Below are 20350 nucleotides of genomic sequence, written 5' to 3' on the forward strand. Positions count from 1 at the left end.
CGACCGGTCAGTCGGCCGCCGGCAACCGCGCGATGGCGCGTTTCGGGGCGATCTGGCGGAAGCTGGCGTCGAGCAGTTCGGCTACCTCGGCCCAGTCGACGTCGAGCGCCAGGTCGAGGCCGAGCCAGCCGTAGGCGCCGACGTACGCGGGCACGTAGAAGCGTTCGTCCTGTTCCAGGGCTCGCCGCTCGCCGGGGTCGGGGATGAAGAGGAGCGCGTGATCGCGCCGGACCTTGGTCTCGCCCTTGCGCGCCCCGCCGTACATCGCGAACATCTTGCCGCAGCGGAACGTCGGCCGGCCGTGCGCGATCTTCTCGGTGGCCTCCGGCAGGGCGAGGGCGATCTCGCGCAGCTTGCCCAGGATCGGATCGGAGTCGTCGAACATGATCGGATGCGGCATGCCACCAGGGTAGGCGGGGCTGTCGGCGCCCGGCCCTAAGATCGTCTCGTGACGTCTCCCGAGCATGAATGGGCCGAGCTGGCCGCCGAGATCCGCGACCACCAGTTCCGCTACTACGTCAACGACGCGCCGATCATCAGCGACGCCGAGTTCGACACGCTGCTGCGGCGCCTGCAGGCCATGGAGGACGAGCACCCCGAGCTGGCCGTCCCGGACTCGCCGACCAAGCTGGTCGGCGGCGGCTTCTCCACGGCCTTCACCCCGGTCGACCACCTCGAACGGATGATGTCGCTGGACAACGTCTTCGACGACGACGAGATGCGTGCGTGGGTGGCACGCACCGAGGTCGACGCCGGCGCCGCGGAACCGGGCGGCGTCGAGTTCCTCTGTGAGCTCAAGATCGACGGCGTCGCGCTCGCGCTGACCTACGAGAACGGCAGGCTGATCCGCGGCGTGACGCGCGGCGACGGCCGCACCGGCGAGGACGTGACGCTCAACGCCCGCACCATCGCGAACGTCCCGAACCAGCTGACTCCGGCGCCGGGCCGCCCGCTGCCCGACCTCCTGGAAGTGCGCGGCGAGGTGTACTTCCGGCTGGAGGATTTCGAGGTCCTCAACGCCTCGCTGGTGGAGCAGGGCAAACCCCCGTTCGCGAACCCCCGCAATTCGGCGGCCGGATCGCTGCGCCAGAAGAACCCGCAGATCACCGCGCAACGCAATCTGCACATGATCTGCCACGGCGTGGGACGGATCGACGGCTGGCGCCCGGAGTCGCTGCACGACGTCTACCTGGCCCTCGGTGAGTGGGGTCTCCCCGTGTCTGCACACACCTCGAAGGTGACCGGCGCCGACGCGATCCTCGACACCATCGCCTATTGGGGCGAGCACCGGCATTCGGTGGAGCACGAGATCGACGGGCTGGTGGTGAAGGTGGACGACGTCGCCCTGCAACGGCGGCTGGGGTCCACCTCGCGCGCCCCGCGCTGGGCGATCGCCTACAAATATCCGCCCGAAGAGGTCACCACCAAACTGCTCGACATCAAGGTCGGCGTCGGCCGCACGGGACGGGTCACGCCGTACGCCGACATGGAACCGGTGCTGGTCGCCGGGTCGACGGTCGCTCGCGCGACGCTGCACAACGCCTCGGAGGTCAAGCGCAAGGGCGTGCTGATCGGCGACACCGTGACCATCCGCAAGGCCGGCGACGTGATCCCGGAGGTGCTCGGGCCGGTGGTGGATCTGCGCGACGGCACCGAACGCGAGTTCGTGATGCCGACGCACTGCCCGGAGTGCGGCGCCGCGCTGCGGCCGGAGAAGGAGAGCGACGCCGACATCCGCTGCCCCAACGCGCACCACTGCCCGGCGCAGCTGCGGGAACGGCTCTTCCATCTGGCCGGGCGCGGCGGGTTCGACATCGACGCGCTCGGCTACGAGGGGGCGACGGCGCTGCTGGCGAGCGGCGTGATCGAGGACGAGGGTGACCTGTTCACGCTCACCGCCGACGACCTCGCGCGGACGTCGTTCTACACCACCACCAAGGGGGAGCTGTCGGCCAACGGGCAACGGCTGCTGACGCACCTGGAGACCGCGAAGGACGCGCCGCTGTGGCGGGTTCTGGTGGCGCTCTCGATCCGGCACGTCGGCCCGACCGCCGCCCGCGCGCTCGCGACCGCCTTCGGCTCGCTGGCGAAGATCGAGGCGGCGAGTGTGGAGGAGCTCGCCGAGGTGGACGGCGTCGGGGAGACCCTGGCCGCGAGCGTCCGGGACTGGTTCGAGGTGGACTGGCACCGGGAGATCGTCGCCAAGTGGCGCGCGGCCGGGGTGTCGATGGCCGACGAGGTGGACGAGTCCACGCCGCGGACGCTGGAGGGCAAGACCATCGTCGTCACGGGCTCGCTGAACGACTTCACCCGCGACGGCGCCAAGGAGGCGATCATCGCCCGCGGCGGCAAGGCGTCCGGCTCGGTGTCGAAGAAGACCGACTACGTGGTGATCGGCGACGCCCCCGGCAGCAAGGCCGCCAAGGCCGAGCAGCTGGGCGTGCCGATCCTCGACGAGGACGCCTTCAAGATCCTGCTGGAGACGGGGCGGTCGGGGACGGAGCAGGAGGAGCCGGAACAGGAGGAGCCGGAACAGCCGGGGACGGAGGATCCGGAACAGGAGGCGCCGGATTCCTCCGGCGCCTGATACCGCGTCTGGCGAAGAGCGCGGGCAGCGACCACGCGGACGCCGCGGGCCGGGCGAGGACCGTCAGAACCGAAAGCACCATCATCGGCGGATACTCCCAGATCAGCTGATCGGCCTGCCAGTACACGGTGAGGGTGAGGGCCGAGACCGCCGCGGCCGCGGTGGTGCCGATCCCGCAGATCAGCAGCACCCCGAGGGTCGCTTCCAGCAGCGGAACCGCGACGCCCAGCACGCCGGCGTTCGGGGCCACCAGGTGATCGCCGAGCACGCGGTAGACGTCGGGTACCCGCGGGTTCGCGGCGATGCTCGACGTCACCAGCCGGATGTCGGCGGCGCCGAACCCCGCGTGATATTTCACCCACGCCTCGTGCAGCCAGAGCGCGCCCAGCACCGTGCGGGCCAGGCTCGCTGCCGCGTGCCCGACGGCCGGCGGCGGCCGGAGCCGGCCGGTCATGACAGCATCGCGGCGCCGAAGACGGCCTTGGCCTTGTCGCAGTGGATCACCACGTGGGTGTACTTCGCCGCGTCGGCGCCCGTCAGCGAGAACGACTGCGCGGCGCGGTCGTAGGTCACCTTGCCGAGTTCTTTGCCACCGCCGACCGCCGCCTCGTCGGTGCCGTCGGTGAGGTACACGTGCAGGTCAGGTCCCTCGTCGGAGTGGAAGCCGGTCAGCATGAGGGTGTCGCCGCTGATCGTCGCGGTGCCGGTGACCGACTTGCCGTTCTCGCCGGCGAACATGCCGGTGCGTTCGGCGCCGGTGGCCATCGGCATGGGGGCGCCCGTCGACGGCGTCATGGCGCTCATCGTGTTGCTCGCCATCGCGGGGTGGTCGTCGCTGGAATCGCTGCCGCAGGCCGAGACGGTCAGGACCAGGGCCAGGGCGGCGGCGCCGGCCAGGGCGCCGGTGGTGCGGGTTCGAGTCGTCATGGTGGTGCTCCTTCATCGGGGGAGACGGCGGAATTCCGGTGCCGCCGTCGTCGGACAAGGCCGAATCTAGGCACGCCAGCCGCGGCGCAGGGGAAACATTTCAGGGGCGTAAGAATTGCGGCGGTCCGGTGGGCGTCGTGCGGCGATAGCCTCGGAGGAGTGACGACGAAGCAGGCCGAAGTGATGGTGGTGGAGGACGACGCCACCGTGCGCGGCGCGGTGGGCGACTATCTGCGCGCCCACCGGTTCCGGGTCGTCGAGATCGCCGACGGCGCGGCCGCGCGCACGGCGCTGCGGCAACGGATCCCGGATGTGGTGGTGCTCGACCGGATGCTGCCGCGGGTGAGCGGTGACGAGCTGTGCCGGCAGATCCGCGACACCCTGCCGCAGGTCGGGGTGATCATGCTGACCGCGCTCGGCGCGGCACCGGAACGGATCCGCGGTCTGGAACAGGGCGCCGACGACTACCTGACGAAGCCGTTCGCCATGCGTGAACTGCACCTGCGCATCGACACACTGCTGCGGCGCACCCGGGCGCGCACCGACGTCGGGCTGCTCGAGGCCGGCCCGTTCCGTGTCGATCCGGCGCACCGCATCGCCTACCGCGGCGGCGTCCGGATCGACCTCACCACCCGCGAGTACGAACTGCTCGCCTTCTTCGTCCAGAACCCGGGCCGGGTGTGCGGCCGGGACGAGATCATGGCCGAGGTGTGGGGCTGGTCGTTCGGCGACGCGTCGACGGTGACCGTCCACGTGCGCCGTCTGCGCGAGAAGATCGAGGCCGAGCCCCGCTATCCGCGGCACCTGCTGACCGAATGGGGCGCAGGCTACCGCTTCGTGGCCGACGACGAGCCGGGAGAATCCGGGGGGAACCGAGGATGCTGAGCGGCGAGGCCATCCTCCAGATCCTGCTCATCGCGGCCGGCGCCGCCGTCGCGGTGACGGTGGCCGGTCTGCTGATCGCCCGGTGGCGCCGCCGCGACAGCATCGCCGTCCAGCTGTGGCTGGTGGGACTCGCCGCCCCGTTGTCGATGGTCCTCGCGGTGACCGCCATCGCCGCGCAGATGTATGTGTCCCGCCACGATCTGCAGGTGCTGCTGTGGGTCGCCGGGGTCTCGGCGGTGCTGAGCGTGGCCGCCGCCCTGTTCCTCGGCTACCGGGTGCGGGCCGCCTCGTCCGGTCTGTCGGCGGCGGCCCGGCGCGTCGGCGACGGGCAGGTGGTCGACGCCGATCCCACCGTGTGGCGCGAGTTCGCCGAGGTCTCCCGGCAACTCGCCGCGGCCTCGCGGGAACTCGCCGAGGCGCGCCGCGCGGCCGAGGCGCTCGACGCCACCCGGCGCCAGTTCTTCGCCTGGGTGTCGCACGATCTGCGCACCCCGCTCACCGGACTGCGGGCGATGGCCGAGGTCCTGGAGGACGGCGCCACCGACGATCCGCAGGAGTACTACCGGCGGATCCGGCTGCGTGTGGACTCGATGAACAAGCTGGTCGACGACCTGTTCGCGCTCGCCCGGCTGGACGAGGCGGGCCTGATCCTGCAGGTCGATGAGGTCGAGTTGCTGGACGTGGTGTCCGATGCGGTCGCCGAGATCGGCGACTACGCGGCCGAACGCCGACTGCGGGTGGTGCACGACGGCGTGGCCGGCCGAGTGGTCCGTGCCGATCCGGCCGAGATGACCCGTGTCCTGGTCAACCTCCTCAGCAACAGCATCCGCTTCGCACCCGCCGGGAGCGAGGTCACCGTCAGCGCCGAGACCGCGGATGCCGGTGGCACGCTGATCTCGGTGACCGATCGCGGTCCGGGCGTGCCGATCGATCAGCTCGACCGCATCTTCGAGGTCGGCTGGCGGGCCGACGCGGCCCGTGGCGGCCCGGCCGGCGAGGGATCGTCCGGCGATTCACTGCCCGCCTCCGCGGGAATCGGCCTGCCGATCGTCCGGGGGATCGTCGGCGCACACGGCGGCGAGGTGCGGGCGATCAACGGTCCGGACGGATTCCGGGTGACGGCCTGGCTGCCGGGCTGAGAATCGCCGAATCGAGGCGATCGCGCGCCATATCGTCGCTGCTCGTGGCGCTTCGCCGTTCGCTGAGCCGGTCGTGGTGCTTCGCGGCCGGCTGAGCCGACCGAGGTGCTTCGCCCGCTGGTTGAGCCGATCTCGGTGCTTCGCCGTTGGTTGAGCCGATCTCGGTGCTTCGTCGCCGGCTGAGCCGACCGAGGTGTTCGCCCGCTGGTTGAGCCGATCGAGGCGCTAGCCGAGATCGAGTCGAAGCCGAGCCCCCGGCCGGCGTCTCAGCTCGCGTGCACCAGGCCCGAGATGATGCCCGTCAGGTGACCCAGGCGGGCGATCTCGGACGGCCGGAAGGCGGGCCCGCCGACCCGGCCGAGGAGGAGCGCCTTGACCCCGTCGCCCAGCGGAGCCGCGGCCAGCAGGGTGTCGTGTTCGCGCCACGGTCCGGGGATCCAGTCGGCGTTGGGGTCGAAGGCGCACGCGGCGGGCAGCGGCAGCCAATCGGCTTGTGTCAGCGGGGTCTCGGGGGCGCCGCCGCTGCCGGTCAGCGTCACCGCGTCCCGGCCGGTGCGGGTCACCACCATCGCCCACGACACGTTGAGGCTCCGCGGGGCCAGATCGGCGAGGACCTGAAGACTGTCGCGGCGGGCCGCGGCGACGGCGTCGATCAGCGCGAGTTCCTGGTGGAGATCGAGTTTGCCGGTGAACGGGCGCAGCGAGTCCACTTGGACGCCGGGCACGCTCTCCGCGGCGGTGATCAGGGTGTCCGGCAGCGCGCCGGTTGGCAGTTCCACCACGACGTCGTCGACGGCGTAGCCGGTGCCGCGTTCGACCACCTCGAGAGAGCGGATGTCGCCGCCGACCGAACCGAGGGCAGCGGCGAGGAGGCCGAGGCTGCCGGGCCGGTCGGTCAGGGTCACGCGCATCAGGAAGGACACTTCACCCATTATCGAGTCCTTTGTTGCGGGACTGTTACGCCGGAGTTCCGGCGGCCAGCGACACGACGCCCACGGCGGTCCCGTAGGCGCACACCTCCACGCCGCCGCCGTTGGAGTACTCGGTGGTCTCGAAGCGGAACGCGACCACCGCGTTGGCGCCCTTGCCCTGGGCCTCCTGGGCGAGCCGGCCGAGCGCTTCCTGGCGGCATTCGTGCAGCAGCTGGGTGATTCCGCGCAGCTCACCGCCGGCCAGCGACTTGAGTCCCGCGCCGATGTTCGAGCCGATGTGGCGCGAGCGGACGGTGAGGCCGAAGACCTCGCCGAAGACGTGATCGATCCGGTAGCCGGGCAGGTCGTTGGTTGTGACGATCATCATGTCTCCACGGTACCGATCGGCGACACCCGCTGCCGGTGCCCGTCGCGCCGGGGGCCGCGGCGGGCGGCCGGGCGCTGACCGCCTACCCTGGGAGCATCGCAGCAGCCCGAGAGAGGAACGCTCTAGATGACGCAGTCCGAGCCCGCCATCAGCCGCGCCGAGGTCGCTCACCTTGCGCTCCTGTCGCGTCTGGCGCTGACCGACGACGAACTCGATCAGTACGCCGCCCAGCTCGATTCGATCCTCGGGCACGTCGCCCAGATCTCCGAGGTGGCCGCCGACGACGTCGCGCCGACGGCACACCCGGCCGACCTGCGTCACGTGGTGCGCGCCGATGTCGTCGTGCCCGGTCTGACGCCGGAGCAGGCGCTGTCCGGGGCGCCGGCCGTCGAGCAGGACCGTTTCGCCGTTCCGCAGATCCTCGGGGAGGAATGAGCACCGTGAGCACCCGTACCAGCAACGAGGTCACCGGCCTGTCCGCCGCGCAGCTCGCCGGCAAGATCGCCGCGCGCGAGCTGTCGTCGGTGGAGGCGACGCAGGCCCACCTGGACCGCATCGCCGAGATCGACGGCGAACTGGGCGCGTTCCTGCACGTGGGCGCCGACGAGGCGCTGGCCGCCGCCAAGGCCGCCGACGACGCGATCGCCGCGGGGGAGGCACCGTCGCCGCTGGCCGGTGTGCCGATCGCGCTCAAAGACGTGTTCACCACGGTCGACGCCCCCACCACCTGCGGCTCCAAGATTCTGCAGGGCTGGGTGTCGCCGTACGACGCGACGCTCACCCGCAAGCTGCGCGAGGCCGGACTGCCGATCCTCGGCAAGACCAACATGGACGAGTTCGCCATGGGCAGCTCGACCGAGAACTCCGCCTACCAGGTGACCCGCAACCCGTGGGACACCAGCCGCATCCCCGGCGGTTCCGGCGGCGGCAGCGCGGCGGCGCTCGCGTCGTACCAGGCGCCGCTGGCGATCGGCACCGACACCGGCGGCTCGATCCGCCAGCCCGCCGCGGTCACCGCGACCGTCGGCGTGAAGCCGACCTACGGCACCGTCTCCCGCTACGGCCTGGTGGCCTGCGCGTCGTCGCTGGACCAGGGCGGTCCGTGCGGCCGCACCGTGCTCGACACCGCCCTGCTCCACGAGGTGATCGCCGGATACGACCCGCGCGACTCCACCTCGATCGACGTCGCGGTGCCGCAGGTGGTCCGCGCGGCCCGCGAGGGCGCGGCCGGTGACCTGACCGGTGTGCGCGTCGGCGTCGTGAAGCAGTTGCAGGGCGAGGGCTACCAGCCCGAGGTGCTCGCGTCGTTCCAGCAGGCGTGCGAGACGCTGCGCGCGCAGGGCGCGACCATCGTCGAGGTCGACTGCCCGCACTTCGAGTACGCGCTCGGCGCGTACTACCTGATCCTGCCGTCGGAGGTGTCGAGCAACCTCGCGCGGTTCGACGCCATGCGCTACGGCCTGCGGGTCGCCGACGACGGCAAGCACAGTGCCGAGGAGGTGATGGCGCTGTCCCGCGAGGCCGGTTTCGGCCCCGAGGTGAAGCGGCGCATCATGATCGGCACCTACGCGCTGAGCTCGGGCTACTACGACGCCTACTACGGCCAGGCGCAGAAGGTGCGCACGCTGATCGCGCGCGACTTCGCCGAGGCCTTCGGGCAGGTCGACGTCCTGGTCTCGCCGACCACCCCGCAGACCGCGTTCAAGCTGGGCGAGAAGGTGGACGACCCGCTGTCGATGTACCTCTTCGACCTCTGCACGCTGCCGGTCAACCTGGCCGGGAACGCCGCCATGTCGATCCCGTCCGGGCTCGACGACTCCGGCCTCCCGATCGGCCTGCAGATCATGGCCCCGGCGCTGCGCGACGACCGCCTCTACCGGGTCGGCGCCGCCTACGAGTCGGCCCGCGGTCCCCTCGAGGGCTGAGCCCTCACTCGGCTCCCCGGGCCGGGGCCGAGGACTGAGGTCCCGCGCCACTTACTCGGCTCCTTGAGCCGGGGCCGAGGAACGAGGTCCCGGGTCGGAAGGAATCGGCGCCACGAGTCCCTGTTCGGTGCCGTAGCGATGACCGAACCCGGCGGGCACGTCGCGTGATCCGACGAGGTCGATCACCGTGGCGAGCAGGGACAGCCCCGGTACCCACGGCGGCCGCGGGCCCGCCTCGCCGGTGAACACGTTCCGCGCCGGCGGTCGCCACAGCAACGACCAGCTCAGCGCCGCGACCGGATCGCTGGGATTGTTCAGCACCACGCACGACGGGTCGTCGCGGCACGACGCCCCGCCGCCCGGCACGCCGACCAGCACGGTTCCGGCGAGCGGGACCCGGTGCTCGTGCGCCCAGCGTCGTGCCACCTGGGCGCCGGTCGCGCCGAGGCTCTGGCCGTACAGGTACACCCGCGGCCGCTGCCCGGGCGGGAGGGTGCCGATCTCGCGGCTCAGTGCGGCCACCAGCGCCGTCGCGCTCTGCCCGGCCCGCTCGGGTGACCGGACATAGGCCTGCCACGACGGCATCGCGCTGTACTGCACGGCGAGGACCCGCACGGATCCGCCGAAACGCTTGTCGAAGCCGCGCACGGCGCCGCCGTCGACCCATCCCGATCCGGTGGGCACCGCGACCACCACCGCGCGCTGGTGCGCACCGCCGTCCGCGCGCCAGCGAGCGACGAGGTCGACGGCGCGTGCGGTGTCGGCCCGGCCGTCGAGACCCGCGTAGTGGACCAGGGGCGAGTCCGGGACGTCGGGGGCGGCACGGGCCGGTGAGCCGGGGGTGCCGAGCAACGTCATCAGCGCGACGACACCGCCGATCACCAAGCGCCGCCACGGTATCCACGCCACGAGTCCGATGACCGTCGCGGGTACCGCGACCGCGCCCAGCACCCACAGCGGACCGGCCGGAGGCAGGTCCATGGCCGATCGAAGCCGTTCTTCCCAGACCACCGTGGCGCAGAGGACCGCGGCGACGTAGACGCCGAGTGCCACCCGGACGATCCCCGGAAGCCGTAGCCGCCGGACCCGCCCGAACACGGTGGCGGACAGCAGCCCGATCAGTAGACCCACTGCCGCACAGACGGTCCCGGCCGTCGTCACGACGGCAGCCGAGCGGGGGACGGCGCCCGGCGTCAACGACGCCGACCAGCCGAGCACCGCACCGCAGAGCGCCGCCGGACGCCGGTCCGCGTTCACGACAGCCCCGCCAGAGTCTCGCCCACTCGCACGACGACGCTCAGCGTGATCTGCGCGCCGGTCTCGCGCACCGGGGCGCCCCCGCGCTGCCGCCAGGTGTTGAGCGCCAGGCCGGCGCGGCTCAGCTCCGCCGCCGAATGACATGCCGGGTCGGTGCACGACCGGTGCATCGCCGAGACGAGCCGGGCGTCGAGTCGTGCGCGGATGTGCGGCGGCAGCGGAGTGCGCGTCTGCTCGGCGTACCGCAGGAGGTCGTAGCCGAAGTCGTGCATGCGGCACGCGGCCGCGAAGCGCGCGGGCAGCGGCACCGGTGACGAGCACGACCCGCCCGGGTTCACCGGCAGGCCGTCCTCCAGCGCCGGGCGGTAGCCGAGCCGGGCGGGGAAGTCGGCGGGGATCAGCGCGAGAGCACTCGCCGGACGGGACCCGACGAGGGCCTCCAGCGCCGACGACGCCCCGGCACCCGGGAGGGTCGTGACCGCGGCGACGGCCACCGGTCGCCCGGTCGCCGGTGGCGGTGCGGCCGGCGGCCGGGCCGACTCGTGGCCGGAGAGGAAGAAGACGGCCGCGAGGCCGAGGAGGGCCAGGGCGGCGAGGGTTCGGTCGAACGGGCGGGGGCGAGGTGATCCGGACATGTCGTCGACGCTAGGAATGCCGTTCACCTGCACGGATCCCGCACGAGAGGGAATCCGGACGTGCTCGCGAAGGGGCCGCGCCGGGCCGGGTTCACCCCCGCGGGGGACCCCGGAATCCCCCTGCGGAGGGACGTCGTCTCGACCGGAAGTCCCTACCGTGGAGGGCGTGGGAATACGAACGAGATACCGGTCCGCGCGCCGCCGCCTGGACCCGCAGCGGATCGCCGATCCGCAGCTGCGGACCTATGCCGCGAACCGCTGGAACCGGCTCACCCTGCTGGCCGCGGTGATCATGTTCGCGAGCACCTGGCCGGTGCTCGGCGAGACCCTGGCCATCCCGGCGTACGTGCTGCCGGTGCTGGCGCTGGCCACGGTGTTGCCGGTCGCCACGATCGCGGCCGGTCGCGCCGCCGTCCGGTTCGGCTGGGTCCTGATCGTCGTCGTCTGCCTGTTCACCTCGCTGCTGCCGCGCGAGGCCGGGCACGACGATCTGCGCGTCGCGGTACCGCAGTTCCTCGTGCTCATCGCGGTGACCTTCGCGGCGCTGGTGACCCAGCCGCTCGGCCGGGTGCCGGTGATCTGGGCGGTCACCGCCGTCACCCTGCTGTTCGCGGTGCCGTGGCACCTGGCGCTGGGCTGGATCTTCGGGCTGACGGTGCTGGCGATCGGCGTGGCGTTCCTCCGCTATTCGGTGCGTTCGCGCCGGGAGATCGCCGCGCAGGCCGAGCAGACCGAACTGGCGCAGGCCCGGGAGGAGGTGCTCGCCGAGCGGGCGCGGATCGCCCGCGAACTGCACGACATCGTCGCGCACCGGATGTCGATGGTGGTCGTGATGGCGCAGACCGCGCGGTACCGGCTGGCCGTCGCCGACCCGGAGGTCCCGATGTCGCCGGCCGTCGTGACCGAGTTCGAGTCGATCGCCGTGGCCGCCCGAGATGCGCTCGACGAGGTCCGCGGCCTGCTCGGGGTGCTGCGCACGGACGACACCCGGGTGCCCGGCGACGATGCCGCACCCCTCGCGCCCGCGCCGGAACTCACCGACCTCGACGATTTGATCGGCTCGGTGCGCGCCGCCGGCGCACAGGTCGACGTCGACTCGCGGATCGACGCCGATTCGGTCGGTGGCGCGGCCGGGCTGGTGCTCTACCGGATCGTCCAGGAGTCGCTCAGCAACGCGCTCCGGCACGCGCCGGGCGCGCCGATCCTGGTGACCCTCGAACCGGCCGAGGCCGACGATCGAGCCGCGGTGCGGGCATCGGTGCTGAACGACCCGCCCGGTGACGACACACAGCCGGCACCGACCGCCGACGCGCCCGGCCTGGGGATCGCCGGTATGACCGAGCGGGCCACCGCGCTCGGCGGCACCCTGACCGCGGCACCGACCGCCGAAGGCGGCTTCGCGGTGACCGCCGTCGTGCCCGTCGGCCCCGAGAAGCACACGTAGAGTCTGCAGACGTGCCGACAACCGTGGTGATCGTCGACGACCAGGCCATGGTGCGCGCCGGATTCGCGGCGCTGCTGAACGCCGCGCCGGACATCTCCGTCCTCGGCGACGCCGCCGACGGGATCGACGGCGTCGACCTGGTGCGCAGGCTCCGGCCCGACGTGGTGCTGATGGACGTTCGCATGCCGCGCAAGGACGGGCTGTGGGCGGCCCGTCAGATCATCGAGGCCGGACTGCCGACCCGGGTGCTGATGCTGACCACCTTCGACATCGACGACTACGTCTACACCGCGCTCTCGATCGGCGCCTCCGGCTTCCTCCTCAAGGACGCACCGGCCGACGAACTGGTGCGCGCCGTGCGCGTCGTCGCCGCGGGCGACGCTCTGCTGGCTCCGTCGGTCACCCGGCGTCTCATCACCGAGGTGACCTCCCGGCGCACGCGGACGCCGACCGCCGCCGCGGACGTGCTGACGCCCCGCGAGCGGGAGGTGCTGATCGTCGTCGCCGACGGCAAGTCGAACGCCGAGATCGCCGCCGAACTGTTCGTGTCCGAGGAGACCGTCAAGACGCACGTCAGCCGGGTGCTGGCCAAGCTGGGTCTGCGCGACCGGGCCCAGGCGGTGGTCTTCGCCTACGAGAACGGCCTCAAATAGTTCGAGTAATGACCAAATCTTCCGGCCCGGTGGCCCAGGGCCCGTCGATCTGATCGAATGGGGCGGACCGGTTCTTCCTACCCGCAAGCGATAGCGATCGAGGGGCGACGCAGATGGCTCGATACGGAATTCTCACCTCGGGTGGCGACTGCCCCGGCCTCAACGCGGTGATCCGCGGCATGGTTCTGCAAGGCACGGCGGTGCACGGCCAGGAGTTCGTGGGTTTCCTCGACGGCTACAAGGGTCTGGTCTACGGCGACATCAAGCTGCTCACCCGTTCGGCGGTCCGCGGGATCTCCAAGAACGGCGGAACCATCCTCCGCACCAGCAGGTTCGGCCCGTACACGCAGCCCGACGGCGGACCGGACGCGATCAAGCGGGTTCTCGAAGAACTGGAGATCGACGGCGTGGTCGCGGTCGGCGGCGACGGCACGATGGCCGCCGCCAACCGGCTCCTGAACGACGGCGTCCCCATGGTCGGCGTTCCCAAGACGATCGACAACGACCTCGAAGCCACCGATTTCACCTTCGGCTTCTCCACCGCGGTGGAGATCGCCACCGAGGCCGCCGACCGGCTGCGCACCACCGGGGACTCGCACATGCGCTGCATGGTCCTCGAAGTGATGGGCCGGCATGCCGGATGGATCGCGATGTACGCCGGCATCGCCGCCGGCGCTCATTCCATCCTGATCCCGGAGGCCCCGGAGACCCTCGACCAGATCTGCGAGTGGGTGGTGCACGTCAAGGACCGGCGGCGCGCACCGCTGGTGATCGTGGCGGAGGGGTTCACGCTTCCGGACATGGACGAGGCGTTCTCCGATCGCGGCCTCGACGAGTTCAACCGGCCGCGACTGGGCGGCATCGGGGAGATCCTGGCGCCGCTCATCGAGGAGCGCACCGGCATCACCAGCCGCGCGACCGTCCTCGGCCACATCCAGCGCGGCGGCGTCCCCACCGCCTACGACCGCGTCCTGGGCACCCGGTTCGGGCAGGCGATCAGCGATGTCCTGGCCGACGGCGACTGGGGCAAGATGGTGGCGCTGCGCGGCACCCAGATCGTGCGGGTGCCGTTCGCCGAGGCCGTCGGTCATACCAAGAGGGTCCCGCTGGACTTCTACAACGGGGCGCGGGCGCTGTACGGCTGATCCATGTCCCGACCGCCGCTGCCCTCACCGACCGACCAGGCCGTGCGCCTCGTCGACCTCGGCGTGCACGACATGCTGGGCATGCGTGCGGCCGAGTTCGTGTCGCGCGCCAGCGAACTGGAGCAACCCGGTGGGCCCGAAACGCTCCTGGCGATCGATCCCGCGATGCTGCCGCCGTCCCGTCTCGTGCCACTGATGCGCTTACCCGGATCCGGTGCGCCCGGGGTGGTCGGCGACGGCATGGCCGACCTCGACGCCTTCGCGCCGGTGCCGCCGATCGAGATTCCGGCCTGCCCGCTCTACGCCGTCATCGCGCCTGATCGCGGCGATGAGTTCACCGACGACTCGCCGAACGACGCGGTGCCGGTGATCGGTACCAGCGGCCGGTCGCCGTTGCTGCTGAACGAGGGGATCGCCTGGGTGCTGCAAAGCCCGGCCGTGCTGGAGATGGGGCACTGCTTCCTGGCCGCCGGTTCGCGACGGGTCACCGCGGACGGCCGGTACGACGCCCGTGTCCCCGCGGTCTGGATCACCGGCGGCCCGGGGCGCGACGGCGGCGGACGTCCGGCGGCGCCGCAGGTCGGCTGGTTCCCGGCCGGTGCCGGGCACCCGGGGCTCGGGATCGCCTCGGCGGCCCGCCGCCGCGGCGACTTCGCGGTCGAGACCGGCCAGTTCGCCGCGGTCATTCCCTGATCCTGTCGTGCCCGGCTCTCGCCGGTCGAACCCTTCCGTCGGCTGAGCGATCCCGCGGACGGAGTGGCGCCGCCGGTCGAGCGGTCCCGCCTGTTGAGTCGTTCCGCCGGTCTAGCGGTCCCACGGATTGAGTGGCCGTGTGGATTGAGCGGTCCCGCGGATTGAGTGGTCCCGCGGACTGGGCGGTCCCGCCGGTTGAGTCGTCCCGCCGGTTGAGCTTGTCGAAACCCCACCTCTTCGAGTCGAGATCGTAGGAATTCTGGGGTGTCCCGGACCATGTGCCCGAGCGACCCCGTGATTCTCGACGATCTCGACCAGGGTGTCCGGCCCGGTATCTCAGTTTCGGGGAATGACGATCCACAACAGCAGATACAGCAGGAACTGGGGGCCCGGCAGGATGATCGACACCACGAACGCCACGCGCACCCAGGTGGCGTCGAGGCCGAAGTACTCGGCGATGCCGCCGCAGACGCCGCCCAGCATGCGATCGGTCCGGGACCGGGTGAGGCGGCGCGGACGACTGGCGGCCGCGACTCCGGCGCCGTTCGTCCCGTCGGCCCCGGCCGCACCGAGGGGCGGCACCTCATCGGACGGCGGCACCTCGCCGGCGGCCGGCACATCGGCGGCCGTGAGCTCACCGCCGGCCCGCGGAACGTCGGCGGCCGGCGGGCCGGAGGGATCGGCCGTGGGAACAGGTGCGTCGACGGGCTCGGTGGAATCGGGCTCGGCGGCTCCGTGCTCGATGGGATCGGACACCGGCGCGGATTCGGGCGATGCGTCGCTGTCGTTGCCGTCGTCGGGGAGCGGGGGATGGGACATGGCGGCCCTCCTGGGGATCGTCGTCCGCCGTGTCTCGGCGGAGCTGTCGACCTCGAAATTACGGCCGCGCGGCCGCGGTGGGATCGGGAGAATCCCGGAGATCGTCCCCCAGATACGATGGACCGCATGAGTGTGGCTACCGACGAACTGATGGACTTCGACGAGGTTCTCGAGCGCTTCGACCCGGTGATGGGCATGGAGGTGCACGTGGAACTGGGCACCGCGACCAAGATGTTCTGCGGCTGCCCGACCACGTTCGGCGGCGAGCCCAACTCGCAGGTCTGTCCGGCGTGCCTCGGCCTGCCGGGCTCGCTGCCGGTGGCCAACGCCAAGGCCGTCGAGTCGGCCGTGCGCATCGGGCTGGCGCTGAACTGCTCGATCCGCGAGTCGAGCGTCTTCGCCAGGAAGAACTACTTCTACCCGGACCAGCCGAAGAACTACCAGATCAGCCAGTACGACGAGCCCACCTCGTACGAGGGCTACCTCGACGTGGTCCTCGACGACGGCACGCCGTGGCGCGTGGAGATCGAGCGCGCCCACATGGAGGAGGACACCGGAAAGTCGCTGCACGTCGGCGGCGCCACCGGCCGGATCCACGGCGCCAGCCACTCGCTGCTCGACTACAACCGCGCGGGTGTGCCGCTGGTCGAGATCGTCTCCAAGCCGATCGTCGGGGCCGGGGAGCGGGCCCCCGAGGTCGCGCGCGCCTATGTCACCGCGCTGCGCGATCTGCTGCGCTCGCTCGAGGTCTCCGACGTCCGGATGGACCAGGGCTCCATGCGGTGCGACGTGAACCTGTCGCTGATGCCCAAGGGCGCGAGCGAATTCGGCACCCGCACCGAGACCAAGAACGTCAACTCGCTCAAGAGCGTCGCCGCCGCCGTCACCTACGAGATGCGCCGCCAGGGCGCGGTGCTCACCGCGGGCGGCGAGGTGATCCAGGAGACCCGGCACTTCCACGAGACCGACGGCACCACCTCGGCCGGCCGCCGCAAGGAGACCGCCGAGGACTACCGCTACTTCCCCGAGCCCGACCTGCCGCCGGTGATCTGCGAACCCGCCTGGGTCGAGGAACTGCGCGGCACGCTGCCCGAACTGCCGTGGGTGCGCCGCGCCCGCATCCAGGCCGAGTGGGGCGTGTCCGACGAGGTGATGCGCGACCTGGTGAACGTCGGCGCCGTCGACCTCATCATCGCCACCGCCGACGCCGGTGCGAAGCCCGATGCCGCACGCAGCTGGTGGGTGTCGTTCCTGGCGCAGCAGGCGAACACGCGCGGCGTGGAACTCGACCAGCTCGCCATCACCCCGGCGCAGGTCGCCGAGGTGATCGGTCTGGTCGACGAGGGCAAGCTGACCAACAAGCTCGCGCAGCAGGTCGTGGTCGCGGTGCTCGACGGCGAGGGCGAGCCCGCCCAGATCGTCGCCGACCGCGGCCTCGAAGTGGTGCGCGACGACTCCGCGTTGCAGAAGGCCGTCGACGACGCCCTCGCCGCCAACCCGGACATCGCCGACAAGATCCGCAGCGGCAAGGTCCAGGCCGCGGGCAAGATCGTCGGCGACGTCATGAAGGCCACCCGGGGTCAGGCCGACCCCGCTCGGGTCAAGGAACTGGTCCTGGCCGCCTGCCAGTAAGCGCCCCTAGGTCGAGCAGGTCCGCCATGCGCGCCTCGCAGCACCCCAATCGGCCACCGACTGTTCGACGCCGACTGTTCATCGCCGGCTGAGCCGTCGACGAGCCCGCCAGGGCGAGGCGAGGTGTCGAAGCCACCCTTCTAGTGCCCGGCTCTCACCAGGCTTCGGCCGTAGCAGCGAGTCGACACGGAAGCAGCGTTCGCGAGCGCTGCTTCCGTGCGCGCACGCTGCTACGTCCACCGCCCGGCCAGTCGGGCCCGCGGCGGATGTCGATGGATCAGCGCCTGTCGTCGCTCTGCGACTGCGGAGCGTAGAGGGCGACGACGTCGTTCGTGGTCTTGGCCGGAGCGCCGGACACCGTCTTGTTGATGGTCGCCAGCTGGACCGCAGACCCGGTGCTGGTCATCCGGCCGACCGCGCCGTACTGCTCCTTGACGTCGGACGTCTGCGGCTGACCGACCGACGGGCTCGCGTTGGTCGGCGCGGCGAGGCTGTCGATTCGGAATGCGCGGGCCATCGACACCGAGATGATCCCGGCGGAGACCGCGCAGCCGGTGATACCGGGCCGGTCCGCCCACGTCCACAGCGTGCGGAGGCCGGCGGGCTCCACCTGCTGGAGGCGGTCACCCGCGGCGCCGCTGTCGGCGACGTAGAGCTTGCCGCTCTCCGGATCCGGGCAGAGCGCCACATTCGCGCCGAGCCCCGACGCCAGGATCTTCGGCCGCGGGTTGGTCAGATTCGGGTCGATGGTGAAGACCTTGCCGGCGAGCGATCCCGGATCGCCGGCCGCACCGGGGTTCCCGGCGTTGCCGGTCGCCACGCGCAGCTCGGTGGGCGACGCGAAACTGATCGACCCCATGTTGCCGGTGGCGCCCTTCGGGATGCCGGTGAGGATCGCCTTCACCGCGTTGCCGGGCGCGATCCGCACGATCCGGTTGTCCGAACCCGTGGAGATCAGCGCGTAGATCAACTGGTCCTGCTGGTAGGTGGGGGACAGCTCGAAGTCGATCAGTCCGCCGTCACCGCTGCTGTCGACCGGCACCGTCGCGATGGTGCGCTGCGGACCGTACCGCTTGGAAATGATGATCTTGCCGGTCACGCGTTCGGCGACGTACGTCGACCGGCCCTCCGGATCGGCCGGGCGGACCCCGCCCGTCGTGCCGAGACACGTCGCGATCACCGCCGGATTCGGGTCGACGCACGGGCCGGTCGGGGCGGGGCCGGTCTCCGTCGGGTCGGGCGTCCGCGGAGTCTCCGGCGCGCCGCCGCCCCCCTCGGGGATCGAGCTGAACGGGCCGGCGTTCGCGGTGTGATCCTGCTCGCTGAAGTCGGCGCAGCCGGCGAGCGTCGCCACGGCCAGGGTGGCGGCAGCGACGAGCGCGGCGGCGCGCGCGGCGCCGGGGAACGACAGGGGCATGAGACAACAGTATGCGATCGTTACCAAATCGTCGGGTGGCGATGGCTCGACCTGCGCTCGCGCGGCCCTACAGTCGGAGGAGTGAGTAGTTCAGACGACACCCGGCCGCCGCGGAGACCGCAGCCCGATCGGGACTCCTTCTACGACAAGCATGCGCGCAGCGCGTCGCGGGTCGTCGCGGACAGCGGTGGCGAACTCCCCGAAACGATCATCATCGACGGCTCGTCTGCCGCGGAACTGCCGACCGTCGAGTTCACCTCGACGGCCGCCGACCCCGCCGGCGAAGCCGGAAAGCGCGCGAGTGCGCCCGATCACTCCGGAAGCGAGGGACCGGACGACGCTCTGCCCGCCGCCGAGAACGTTCCAGCGCGGCTCGCCGACGACGCGCCGCCGGTCACCGAGCGAGTCTCCGCGACCCGGATCGACGTCCGGTCCGCCGGCGACGCCGTCGTCACCGAGCCCTTCACCGATGCCGCGGACGGCGACGATGCCGACGCGCGGGAACGTCGTGCCCCGGCACATCTGACCGAGGACCCGCTGCCGTACATCGAGCCGACCCACACGGCGCCGCTCGTGATCCCCGACGACGAGGCCGACGTCGCCGGACCGCCCGCCGCCTACTCCGAGGTGCCCGCCGACCGGTACGACGACGACCTGGCCGTGCCGATGACGGTGCCCGGCCGTGGAACCCTCGACCTCGGTCTGCTGATCCTGCGGGTCGTCGTCGGACTGGTGTTCTTCTTCCACGGCCTGCAGAAACTGACCACCTGGCGCGGCGGCTTCGGGGTCGACGGCTTCGCGGCCTATCTGACCAACAGTCCGCAGCCGTCGCTCGGCTTCAACTCCGACGCGGCACACACGCTCGCGCTCGTCGCCGGCCTCTCCGAGTCGATCGGCGGCGTTCTCCTGGTCCTCGGCCTGCTCACCCCGATCGCCGGATCCGCCGTGCTCGGCGTGATCATCGTGGCCATGACCTACAAGGTGACCCTCGCCGGTGGCCTCTGGTTCTTCGCCGCGCAGGGCAACGGCAACGGCATCGAATACGAACTGGTGCTGGCGGCGACGTCGATCGCGATCATCCTGTGCGGCCCCGGCACCTACTCCTTCGACCGGCGCTGGGGCTGGGCCCGCCGCCCGGCCTGGGGGTCGTTCGCGTGGCTGATCATCGCGATCGCGGCGAGCGTGGCGTTGTGGATCGTGTTCAATGGGGCCAATCCGCTCGCTCGCGCCTGACCTCTGTTTTTGTGGACGCGGGTGCGAGGGGCGTTGTTCTTCGGCAGTCCTCGCTGCTTGTCTCGAGACGGCGCGCTGACCTCTAGGTAGGGCTGCGGAGGGCTCAGAACAACGCCCCTCGCACCCGCTCGCTCGTCGTGGGTCAGGCGTGGGTGAAGGGCACTCGTTTGGCTGGCCTGGGCGAGGTGGCCGTGACTCGAGTAGGGCTGCGGAGGGCTCGAAACCATGCCCGACGCGCCTGCTCGCTCGTCGTGGGTCAGGCGTGGGTGAAGGGCACTCGTTTGGCTGGCCTGGGCGAGGTGGCCGCGACTCGAGCGGGGCTGTGGCGGGCTAGAACAACTCCTCACGCCTGAGCTCTGTTTGTAGGTGCGGGTGCGAGGGGCATGGTTTCTCGGCTCTTCGACCGCGTGTCGTCGCAAGCTCCGCCACGCATGCTCGGGAGGGGCCAGTCCTCGCTCCTTGATTCGGGCGAGCGCGCCAGCGTCAAGAATGGGCTGCCGAGGGCTCGAAACCATGCCCGACGCGCCCGCTCGGGTCAAGCCCCAAGTAGTGGTGTAACTCGTTGTTGATCCTTCGGTGGTGGTCAGGCTGGTATTTGCATCAGGTCATCGGTGGTCACCTCCGTCGTCGAGTCGGTGTTTGTGTCGGTGGTCAGGGTCA

19 protein-coding genes are annotated in these 20350 nt (G+C 71.3%); 11 read left to right on the forward strand and 8 right to left on the reverse strand.

What is annotated here, in order from left to right:
- Window positions 1-7: 7 nt before the first annotated feature.
- The gene (locus ACSEEN_RS11190; RefSeq protein ID WP_440713198.1) at window positions 8-400 is read right to left on the reverse strand and encodes an MmcQ/YjbR family DNA-binding protein; all 393 of its coding nucleotides are present in this window, start codon (window positions 398-400) and stop codon (window positions 8-10) included.
- A gap of 48 nt (window positions 401-448) precedes the next feature.
- On the opposite strand from ACSEEN_RS11190, the gene ligA reads away from it, so the two are divergent.
- Window positions 449-2587, forward strand: coding sequence for an NAD-dependent DNA ligase LigA (gene ligA / locus ACSEEN_RS11195; protein ID WP_247864415.1), 2139 nt, complete (start codon window positions 449-451; stop codon window positions 2585-2587).
- Between the two features lie 450 nt (window positions 2588-3037).
- Here ligA and ACSEEN_RS11200 read toward each other — a convergent pair whose 3' ends face one another.
- Entirely contained in the window at window positions 3038-3514 is a 477-nt protein-coding gene (locus tag ACSEEN_RS11200) for a DM13 domain-containing protein (protein ID WP_440713199.1), read from the reverse strand.
- Window positions 3515-3697: 183 nt separating this feature from the next.
- Here ACSEEN_RS11200 and ACSEEN_RS11205 point away from each other — a divergent pair, with 183 nt between their 5' ends.
- Both ACSEEN_RS11205 and ACSEEN_RS11210 read left to right on the forward strand, forming a co-directional pair.
- Window positions 3698-4399: a response regulator transcription factor gene (locus ACSEEN_RS11205; RefSeq protein ID WP_440713210.1), complete on the forward strand. Its 702-nt coding sequence runs from the start codon at window positions 3698-3700 to the stop codon at window positions 4397-4399.
- Complete coding sequence (locus tag ACSEEN_RS11210) at window positions 4393-5538, forward strand: sensor histidine kinase (RefSeq protein ID WP_440713200.1); 1146 nt, start codon at window positions 4393-4395, stop codon at window positions 5536-5538. Before ACSEEN_RS11205 ends, ACSEEN_RS11210 begins: the two co-directional genes overlap by 7 nt.
- 266 nt (window positions 5539-5804) lie before the next feature.
- On the opposite strand, the gene ACSEEN_RS11215 is transcribed toward ACSEEN_RS11210, so the two are convergent.
- Window positions 5805-6470: an ACT domain-containing protein gene (locus tag ACSEEN_RS11215; RefSeq protein ID WP_247864412.1), complete on the reverse strand. Its 666-nt coding sequence runs from the start codon at window positions 6468-6470 to the stop codon at window positions 5805-5807.
- Between the two features lie 25 nt (window positions 6471-6495).
- Window positions 6496-6837, reverse strand: a complete 342-nt coding sequence (locus ACSEEN_RS11220; protein ID WP_247864411.1) for a YbjQ family protein — start codon at window positions 6835-6837, stop codon at window positions 6496-6498.
- A 126-nt stretch (window positions 6838-6963) separates the two neighbouring features.
- On the opposite strand from ACSEEN_RS11220, the gene gatC reads away from it, so the two are divergent.
- Together gatC and gatA are read left to right on the forward strand one after the other, a co-directional pair.
- A complete protein-coding gene (gene gatC, locus ACSEEN_RS11225) occupies window positions 6964-7272 on the forward strand; it encodes an Asp-tRNA(Asn)/Glu-tRNA(Gln) amidotransferase subunit GatC (protein WP_247864410.1) in 309 nt (102 codons plus the stop codon).
- On the forward strand, window positions 7269-8762 hold the full coding sequence (gatA, locus tag ACSEEN_RS11230) for an Asp-tRNA(Asn)/Glu-tRNA(Gln) amidotransferase subunit GatA (RefSeq protein ID WP_440713201.1): 1494 nt from the start codon (window positions 7269-7271) through the stop codon (window positions 8760-8762). Before gatC ends, gatA begins: the two co-directional genes overlap by 4 nt.
- Before the next feature lie 51 nt (window positions 8763-8813).
- Here the strand turns inward: gatA and ACSEEN_RS11235 are convergent, their stop codons facing one another.
- Together ACSEEN_RS11235 and ACSEEN_RS11240 are read right to left on the reverse strand one after the other, a co-directional pair.
- Window positions 8814-10019 (reverse strand): alpha/beta-hydrolase family protein, encoded by a 1206-nt coding sequence (locus ACSEEN_RS11235; protein ID WP_440713202.1) that lies wholly within the window; start codon window positions 10017-10019, stop codon window positions 8814-8816.
- Entirely contained in the window at window positions 10016-10654 is a 639-nt protein-coding gene (locus ACSEEN_RS11240) for a hypothetical protein (RefSeq protein ID WP_440713203.1), read from the reverse strand. Before ACSEEN_RS11240 ends, ACSEEN_RS11235 begins: the two co-directional genes overlap by 4 nt.
- Window positions 10655-10820: 166 nt before the next feature.
- Between ACSEEN_RS11240 and ACSEEN_RS11245 the strand changes: the two genes are divergently transcribed.
- The 4 genes from ACSEEN_RS11245 to ACSEEN_RS11260 all read left to right on the forward strand — a co-directional run bounded on the left by ACSEEN_RS11245 (window position 10821) and on the right by ACSEEN_RS11260 (window position 14589).
- Window positions 10821-12098 (forward strand): sensor histidine kinase, encoded by a 1278-nt coding sequence (locus ACSEEN_RS11245; protein WP_440713204.1) that lies wholly within the window; start codon window positions 10821-10823, stop codon window positions 12096-12098.
- Window positions 12099-12109: 11 nt separating this feature from the next.
- Window positions 12110-12751, forward strand: a complete 642-nt coding sequence (locus tag ACSEEN_RS11250) for a response regulator (RefSeq protein ID WP_440713205.1) — start codon at window positions 12110-12112, stop codon at window positions 12749-12751.
- Window positions 12752-12864: 113 nt separating this feature from the next.
- The gene (locus ACSEEN_RS11255) at window positions 12865-13896 is read left to right on the forward strand and encodes an ATP-dependent 6-phosphofructokinase (RefSeq protein WP_247864404.1); all 1032 of its coding nucleotides are present in this window, start codon (window positions 12865-12867) and stop codon (window positions 13894-13896) included.
- 3 nt (window positions 13897-13899) lie between these two features.
- Window positions 13900-14589 carry a DUF5701 family protein gene (locus ACSEEN_RS11260; RefSeq protein ID WP_247864403.1) on the forward strand — a complete coding sequence of 230 codons (690 nt, stop codon included), beginning with the start codon at window positions 13900-13902 and terminating at the stop codon, window positions 14587-14589.
- A 336-nt stretch (window positions 14590-14925) separates the two neighbouring features.
- Here ACSEEN_RS11260 and ACSEEN_RS11265 read toward each other — a convergent pair whose 3' ends face one another.
- Entirely contained in the window at window positions 14926-15171 is a 246-nt protein-coding gene (locus ACSEEN_RS11265) for a PspC domain-containing protein (protein ID WP_283255312.1), read from the reverse strand.
- A gap of 363 nt (window positions 15172-15534) precedes the next feature.
- Between ACSEEN_RS11265 and gatB the strand changes: the two genes are divergently transcribed.
- Window positions 15535-17040 carry an Asp-tRNA(Asn)/Glu-tRNA(Gln) amidotransferase subunit GatB gene (gene gatB / locus ACSEEN_RS11270; RefSeq protein WP_298444849.1) on the forward strand — a complete coding sequence of 502 codons (1506 nt, stop codon included), beginning with the start codon at window positions 15535-15537 and terminating at the stop codon, window positions 17038-17040.
- Between the two features lie 277 nt (window positions 17041-17317).
- On the opposite strand, the gene ACSEEN_RS11275 is transcribed toward gatB, so the two are convergent.
- Entirely contained in the window at window positions 17318-18457 is a 1140-nt protein-coding gene (locus tag ACSEEN_RS11275) for a PQQ-dependent sugar dehydrogenase (protein ID WP_440713206.1), read from the reverse strand.
- Between the two features lie 81 nt (window positions 18458-18538).
- On the opposite strand from ACSEEN_RS11275, the gene ACSEEN_RS11280 reads away from it, so the two are divergent.
- Window positions 18539-19690 (forward strand): DoxX family protein, encoded by a 1152-nt coding sequence (locus tag ACSEEN_RS11280; RefSeq protein WP_440713207.1) that lies wholly within the window; start codon window positions 18539-18541, stop codon window positions 19688-19690.
- Window positions 19691-20350 lie beyond the last annotated feature (660 nt).

It is taken from the genome of Gordonia marina (assembly GCF_052036135.1).
GTDB lineage: Bacteria > Actinomycetota > Actinomycetes > Mycobacteriales > Mycobacteriaceae > Gordonia.